The organism is Petralouisia muris, assembly GCF_004793545.1.
Classification (GTDB): Bacteria; Bacillota; Clostridia; order Lachnospirales; family Lachnospiraceae; genus Petralouisia; species Petralouisia muris.
In genome coordinates this window covers 1-8,107 of the sequence record NZ_SRYA01000124.1, presented here as the reverse complement: position 1 = coordinate 8,107, position 8,107 = coordinate 1, and the positions used below count along the sequence as shown (strand labels likewise).

General features: G+C 54.0%; 4 protein-coding genes. All 4 read right to left on the bottom strand.

The genetic code is table 11. The annotated features are described in order from the left end of the window. Positions 1-28: 28 nt before the first annotated feature. On the bottom strand, positions 29-4,933 hold the full coding sequence (gene srtB / locus E5329_RS27200) for a class B sortase (protein ID WP_135992310.1): 4,905 nt from the start codon (positions 4,931-4,933) through the stop codon (positions 29-31). Between the two features lie 47 nt (positions 4,934-4,980). Next, complete coding sequence (locus E5329_RS27195; RefSeq protein ID WP_135992309.1) at positions 4,981-6,180, bottom strand: DUF4366 domain-containing protein; 1,200 nt, start codon at positions 6,178-6,180, stop codon at positions 4,981-4,983. After that, positions 6,170-6,415 (bottom strand): DUF4315 family protein, encoded by a 246-nt coding sequence (locus E5329_RS27190; protein ID WP_135992308.1) that lies wholly within the window; start codon positions 6,413-6,415, stop codon positions 6,170-6,172. Before E5329_RS27190 ends, E5329_RS27195 begins: the two co-directional genes overlap by 11 nt. An 18-nt stretch (positions 6,416-6,433) precedes the next feature. Then, positions 6,434-8,107, bottom strand: a 1,674-nt coding sequence (locus tag E5329_RS27185; protein ID WP_168356795.1) for a CD1108 family mobile element protein, incomplete at its 5' end; no start/stop codon positions are given.

The following is an 8,107-nucleotide window of genomic DNA, read 5'->3' as shown; positions in this document are numbered from 1 at the left end:
GCCCCCGCACCGGTTTCCAATATTCTTGTTAATTGTTTACAGCCGCCAGCTTTCCCATGACGATGAAGCGGCTCGCGCCTCCGGGCGTACAGGTGGAAAGGGTCAGCACCTTATTACTGGAAGTCACCGTAACATCGGTTTCAATGACAGAACGGCCCGCCATTTCAGAAAGCCATGTGGTGTAGGTCCCGTCATCCTTAAAGCTAAGCCTCCAGGGAGAAGTGTCGCTGCCGAACTCACTGGGTTTTGCCACAAACGCCGTGAAAATTTCCACGACATAGCCGGCGCCAGGGGTGACAAGGTACATCTGCGGGTGTCCGTCAAAATAGCTCTGTTCATCATATTCATTCAGCGCAGCGAACATGGAGCCGTCCCGCATGTTGTGGCCGTAGATAATGGTATTGCGGTCCGAAAAATCCTCCTGATTTTCATAGTCTGCAAACAGGCAGCCCGTCTTATTATAGGTGCCGTCATACAGATGGTGCAGGTAATACTCGTTATCATCTGCCTGCGTCACCGGGTAGTTAATGGCCGTATCAGGAAGGGTAAGCCATCCGATGATGTCCGGCCCGTTTTCCCGGAGCGCATCAAAATCCACTGTGGGGAGGATCACAGAAGGATCCTCCCCGGCAGGTTCCATTTCCGTATTATCGTCCTCCAGCGCTTCGGTCTGCTCCGGCAGCTCTACATGGGAAGCAATGTCCTCATAGGCTCCGGCGCTCTCTGAATACTGGCTAAGGTCGCATACCATCAGGAACCCGCTGCCAAGTGCCAGCAACCCACAGAGGGAAACCACCGCAATGCCAACAGCTTTTCTCTTTGGGGTATTTCTGCTGTACTTGCCCTTTTTGAAATAGACTGCGGCAAACAGCCCGCCGCCGATTACGGCCAGCGCCAGGAGCCCGCCATACAGAAAAATGAAATTGTCATCCCCGGTCTGCGGTACCGCTTTATCAGGATTAGACGGTGTGGACGGATTGGAAGGTGTTTTCGGATTATCCGGGGTATCCGGGGTAGTCGGTTTCTCCGGCTTTTCATTGAAGAACTGGACCGTCGCGGTTTCATCCGCCTTGATCTCCACGGTAGCAGCGTCGGGAATGATATAGTCCCTGCTTGCCCGGTTGGAGATTTCCGTTACGGTATAAATGCCAACACGCAGCCCTTTGACCTCGATCACGCCGGATTTCGGGCTGGTAAAGGTCTCACAGTAGGAGCCGTCCGCATTCTTAACTTCAAAAGCGAATCCATCCTTGCGCCCGTCGCTGGAATCCTTCGTGATTTTCAGATTTCCGCGGTATGCCTCATTGGTAAAGCCACGTCCGGCCTCGCCGTTTTCCACAACCGCCACCTGGCCGTCCTCGGTGATGGCAAAGTAGTAGGCGTTCTCGTCAAGCTGGTAGCCCTCCGGCGCCTTACTTTCTTTTACAAAATAGCCTTTTGCCAGAAGGCCCTCCGCGGTGTGGTAGCCCGCATCCGATTCTTTCAGGGTGCCGATCTTCGTATCTTCGGAATCAAATTCCTTATTGCCGTTGGCATCCTCATACAGCTCGAATACCGCGCCGGAGAGGAAACGCAGGAAGGTGTTGTTATCTTTGTCCTTTTTCTCCACAGAAGAAGGCTCGTCCACCGCCTCGGTTTTCATCACCTGCACGCTGCCGCGGATCAGGGTATTTTCCACTTTGATTTCAATGCGCTGGCCGTCCACCCCGATATAGATATGGTGCTGTTCGGGGCTTACCGTATAAAGCGCCGGAGAAGAAATTTCCTTTACAATCCAGTGGCCGTAAGGGATATTCTCAAAGGCAAAACTGCCATCCTCGGCAGTGGTGACAGTAAGCAGCGCATTTTCCACGGTAAATTCTTCCGTGTCCGGCCTGAATAATCCCATCAGTGCCCCGGATAGCTTCACATCTTCGCCACCCTCCGGGTTTTCACCGACTTTCACGCCGTCCACACGCCCGCGCAGCAGGTCATTGGAAACAGCCTCGCCCTCATTTACAAGAATCTGCACCAGCGCCGCCTCCTGGCCGGCATACTCAAAGACAACCGGATATTCTGTATCGGAGAGGATATAGGCGCTGTTTGTGGTGCGTTCCTTCACATAGTAGCTGCCAAAAGGCAGGTCGGAAGCAAAGGAAGCGTCATAGCCGCCCGCCTCATTCGGGTCAATGGAAACCACTTCCAGGAGCCCGCCCGCCGGGATCACGCTGCCGTCAAGGGCCGTCAGGTCTGCGGAAGCATACAGGCCGAAAGAAATATCCTTGTATTCCTCATTCATGCCGAGCCCAAAAAGATCGTCCGTTTCCAATGCTTTAAGCAGGCTCACATCCACCTTCTGGCGCTCGTCATAAAGTCCGATGGCGGTCTGCGTCACTTCCACAGTTTCACCCGCATAAGTAAGCTCGGCATATTCCGGCTGGGTATTTAAGACCATCCCCTCCGGCGCCTGGCGTTCCTCCAGACGGTAACGGCCTAGGTACAAAAGTCCGCTCTGGGCGGTTCCATCCTCCCCGGTGGTAAGGGTTTCCACAACCGTATCTTTTGCCACCCTAAGCGTACCGTCGCCGGTATAAATATCTTCATCCGCGATCACGTCATAGACCGCACCCGGAAGCCCGGCCACTTCATATACCGGCTGGTACAGGCCATCGTTCTCCTGGACGGAAGCGAATACCTCGCCGGTCTTGGTGATGGTAAGCTGCCCCTTCTGCGGCATATTGTACTGTGTAACCGTGACAACGGCCTCGCTGCCGTCAATGGTAAACGGCACCGGCTCGCTGGAAAGTACATAACCGTAGGGCGCTGCCACCTCGTAAAGCTCATAATCCCCGGTGTGCAGAGGCTCCGGCAGCATGAGCCAGCCTTCATCCGAAACATAGAACGTATCAAGGGTTTCCGGGTTCGGATAGTAAATATCCTGGGTGACAAATTCCCCGGTGGAGAGGTCCTTAATCTGGAAGCCCGTGCCCGTCATCGGGATAATATTACCGGTCTCCGCGTCGCATTTCTCCACACGCAGCCTTGCGGTAATGGTGCGGTTATTCAGGATATAGCTGTAAGTCTGTCCGTTGGAGGAAATAAAGACCGTAAAATCCGGGATAAACGCTTTGCCTTCTTCGCCGGCTGCCTGGTGGACCGTATAATGGCCATAAGGGAGCAATTTGGAGGAAGCAAAGCCGTCCCCATCGGTGGTGAGCAGATCGCGCTCACTTTCCTTTGCCGCGTCATAACTGCCCGCCGCCTTCAGGTAAACCTCAAAGACCGCACCGGCCTCCGGGCGCTCAATGACGCCTTCGTTGGGTTCGTCTGTATTTTCATCCCCGGACACATCCGGGTCCAGGTCGTCCGTATGCTTCACAAGCTGGATATTTCCGTAAATAACTGTTTCTGTCACCTGGTTCTCCGTGGTGTTCAGTTCCACTTCATACAGGGTCGGGGAAGCGCCCACCTCATAGACTGTATCGTTTAAGAGGTAGCCGGTGCTGGGATCAATCTCCCTCACCGTCCAGTTATCACCGCAGACATAGTATCGGGTCATAAAGCTGCCGTCCGGCCCGGTGGTGTAGGTGTCTACCAGCTCGCCATTGTTATAAATGCCATAAGTTGCACCGGCAAGGGTGGCGTCGCCCTGGGCGGTGCCGGTATCAGCGTCGCTCTTTACCACATGGACACGGAATTTTTTCAGGATATTGCTGAAATGCACCGTGGAGGTCTGGCCGCTTTCAATGGTGACATACTGTGCGGAAGGGGTCACATAGCGGTCCACCGGCAGCTCTTTCACCAGATAGGTGCCGGGCAGCAGCTTTTCTTTGATCTGCCCGTTTTCTCCGGTAGTGACGGTTTCCTCCACTTTATTTCCCAAAATGTCCGTACCTGAAATTTGGAAAGAAATCCCGGACACAATACCGTCCTCGCTGGTCTTAACGATCTTTGCGGTGCCGTAGGTCTCGGTCTTGATCTTTACAAAGAAGGAAACCGGGTCACTGGCGCCGGTCATCATGGTCTGGTAGCCAGGCCTCCCCCAGATCAGCATATCGTTGGCAACCGGAATATCCTTTCGGAATTCAAAGGTGACGGGGTCCATAATCATGTTCTTACTGGTGAAGGTGTACTTGTTCCCGTTTCTTGTGACAGAAACGCCGCTGCCTTTCAAAGTCTCCAGATTGATTTTCAGGTTATTGGTGTCCGTGACAGTCAGGGTGTAAACTTTTTTCTCCGTGTTCCATTTCAGCTCCAGCTCCGGTGCCTCGCTTTTCTTCGTGGAAGTAAAAGAGGGAACTGTGGAATGGGAAGCAACCTGTGAAAGAATCCAGTTGTAGGCTTTTTCCGCAGGACGTCCGGCAATCACGCTGAAATACTGGTTGGCGTCTGCATGGCCGTTCCCGTGACGGCTGTATGGGTCGCTCCGAAGCTGCTGTTGGTACTCCCAGAGGATGATCTGCGTCGCCATTTTATAATCGTCCTCGTTAATGCCGGACACAGGGAGGGAAGCGCCGGGTTTCCAGCCGTAGATGGCCGTGAGGGTGATCCCCCGTCTTGCCTCGGAAGGGAGAAGGTTTAAGTAATTGCTGTTGGTGCCGCTTTCCGATGTATAGGTATTGTCAGAAGTGTTATAGGCAACACCGCTTTCTACACAATAAACATGGTGGCTCACCCCGTCCGAATCCGTCAGCATATAATGCCGGTAGGCGCTGCCCCCGGAGCTGGTATGCACATCCATCGTTCCGTCAGAATTGTAAACCAGATAGGTGTAGGGCGCAGGGCTGTAATAATGCTGCCCATCGGAGCCGACATACTGGTCGCCGAGCCAGGAGCTTGCCTTCTGGCCCACGGAGGCGGCAAATGCCTGGGAGGGGAATACCCCACAGAGGCATACTGCGCAGAGCAGGAGCGCCAGGAGCCTTTTCAGGCCGTGCTTTTTCATATTTACCATAGAAATCCTCGCTTTCTTATATTTGATTGGAATACAAAAGGACAGCTTTACTCGCTGTCCTCCTGTTCCTTATTGATCCTGTCGTCAAAATCATCTTCGGAGAGATATTCCGGCTCTCCATAGGCTTCATCCGGGTCAAAGCCTTCGCCGTACCCGTCATCCAGGGAATCCTCGTCATCCTCTGCCTGCTGCTTCGGACGGACGATCTTCACATAATAGCCAACGCCTCCTACCGCAAGCAAGGCAACGATAATGAAGATAATCGTTCCAGCGCTGCCGTTGTCCTTTTTCGGCTGTTCAGTCTGTGCGGGTTCCTCTGTTTCCGCAGGTTTTTCCTTTCCGGTGCAGCCTTTCAGGTCATTTTTGCATACCGGGCAGGCGGTATTGACTTCGCCGGCCTCGCATTTATCCGTACAGGTGCAGACATCCTCTGCCGGGATCACGCTCATGGTGCCCTCGTTCTTTTCCGCCAGAGCCCTCAGGTCAGCTTCGGTAACACCGTTCAGGAAGTAGACATTATTATCGTCCCGCTTTCCATCAATGATAAGATAGAACACATTCCCGGCCTCGGTGGTGATCGTGTAAAACTGCTTATCGTCACCTTCGCCGGTGGCCGTATCTAACACTGTGCCGGTGCCATCCGGGGTAAACGCACCATCCGGGATGGAGGAAGTGTTTCCTGTTTCCCCCTGGGAATTGGAATTGCCGCCATTGGTGCCAGAGGCTGTATTGCTGCCGGCATTGGCACCCGCATTCGTACCCGTATTAGAGCCGTTCCCAGAATTGCTGCTTTGGGCGTTATTATTTGTACTGCCAGAAGAAGCAGCCTGCGCCTGTGCCGGTTTTACCGCCGTGCTGCCCTGGTTCTGCTGTACCGCGGCAGCAGGTTTTTCCGTGGGCGCCGGTTCCTCATAATAAGGATTCTCAAACTTCACGGCCTTTGAGCGGTTCCCGGCATAATCCTGGGCGTACACGCTTACTTGCTTTTCCGTGCCTGCATAATCCTTTAAGGTAACGGAAGCCGCCCCATTGGTCAGGGAATTGATACGGTTCCCGTCCACAAAGACCGCCTCCACGCCGGAATTATCGTCGCTGCTCTCTATTTTCAGCGTATCGCCGTCCAGAGAAGCAGCAAGCTCCGGCGGTGTGGTATCTTTGTCCCCGGCTGCATAAGCCGTCAGGGGCAAAGCCATGGCGCTTATGACAAGCATAAGCGCCAGTAGCAGAGAGATTTTTTTAGTCCTCATTCTTATCCTCCTGTTTCTGCAGCGTGCCATCCCCGGACGGGGCGGATTGCTGCGATTTCAGAAATTCGGCCAGCTGCTGGGGTGTCAGATGGAAGCTGCGGGCAATCGCCACATAATCGGTATTCTCCAGCTCCGTTTTCTGCTTTTCCAGGTCGCGGAGCTTGGCCTGCATCTCCGCAATCTTTGTTTTTGTCTTGTCGATCTCTTTCTCCAGTTTCTCAATCTTAGGGTTCAATTTATTACCTCCAATCTGTCAGGGCAGACGCCCGAATGTATAAAAGTGCTGCTGCCAGTAACTTGTGTTGATATTTGCATAGGAGATTGGGTCCCCACAATGGATCATCATGCCGTTACCCACATAGATTCCAACATGGCTTGCGCCGCTGGTATTATAGGTGCCCTGGAAGAATATCAGGTCGCCGGGCCTTGCATCCGCGCTTGATACAGGCGTGCACACGCCTAAAAGCCCGTCCGCGGTAAGCCGTCCGAAGTTCCAGCCTACGCCGCAATGGTTGACTACCCAGGAAACATAGCCGGAACAGTCAAAGGAAGTGGAAGGGCTTGCGCCTCCCCATACATACGGATAGCCTAAATACTTTTCGGCCTCCGCGAGCATAGCGGCAAATTTTTCATCTGCAAGGGCCTCCGGCGGGACGTCATAGTCAAAATAGTTCCCTCCGCCGCCTGCGCCTGCCTCCGGTAAATGCCGCCCGCTGGTATCGCCGGTATCGGCAAAATACAACGGGTTCATATACTGGCCGTCAACCAGCACCTCCAGGTGCAGGTGCGGCCCGGTGGAATTTCCGGTGCTGCCGACCTTCGCGATCACATCCCCGGCCTTTACCTCCTGTCCGGCAGATACAAGAATCTGTGAACAGTGGCCGTATTTGGTGGTAAGGGAGCGCCCCTCATAAGCCTCGCCCTCAATGGCAACGCACAGGCCGTATCCGCCGGCTTCACCGGCCAGCGTGACCGTGCCGTCATGCCCGGCTAAAATCTCCGTGCCCTGGGGCATCCCGATGTCAACGCCGGTATGGTAGTTCTTTCCCCCGCTGATCGGGTGTACCCGGTAGCCGTAGTAGCTGGTGACATAGGGCAGCCAGTTCGTGCCAAATACATTTTTTACATACTGCCGGTTGCCTTTGGTCTGCAATAAAATCTCGCAGATTTCCTTCTGGTCTGCGTTCATGCGTGAGACAACCAGGTTTTCAAGCGGCGTAGAAGTAAGCGTTACATTTAGGATGTGCCACTCATAAGGCACTTCTTCCTCTGTTTCCTCGCCGGTCTCCGGGTCAACGCTGGTTTCTGTCCGGTAGCGGGTTTCCGTTTCTTCTGAAAAAGACAGGGAATACTGCCCGTTAAACAGCTCCCGGAGGACGCCCTCAATCTGCGCATAGGTAAAATTCTGATAGGCAGAAGTAAGGTACCCCATCAGGACATAGGGATCATGCTCAATGGGGCCGATATTATAGCGGTACTCGTCATAGCCGGATCGGTCCGATTCCACACGGTTAACCTGCATCTGCAGGTCCGTTTCCCACTCGGTATAAACAAGCTCCGCATTGTTGATGTCCGCATCGTCCGCCAGATAGGTAGAGGCTGCAAGGCTCCCCAGCCCTCCGGTCCCCAGGTTGGAAAAGGAAGAAAACAGGGACGCGATCAGGAAAAATACCAGAAGGAGCAGGATCACGATCCCGCATATGACCGGGTGGCGCCTGACAGCACGGACCACTCCAGCAGCGATCTTTTCCGTGGTAACGGCGGTGTCCTTTGCCCGCTTTCCTGCCTTTTTCGCCTCTCTGGCTGCTTTGGCATACTGTCTTTTTATCTTCTGTTTCTGCCACATACGGGCAAGAAGGTTTTTCTTCAGCTCCGGGCTGTCATGCAAGGTCTGCCGGTAGGCAAGCCGGGCATTGGCCCTGGCTGA

Coding starts and splice junctions, on each gene's coding strand:
- E5329_RS27195 (WP_135992309.1), bottom strand. CDS start 6,180: ATGAGGACTAAAAAAATCTCTCTGCTACTGGCGCTTATGCTTGTCATA.
- srtB (WP_135992310.1), bottom strand. CDS start 4,933: ATGGTAAATATGAAAAAGCACGGCCTGAAAAGGCTCCTGGCGCTCCTG.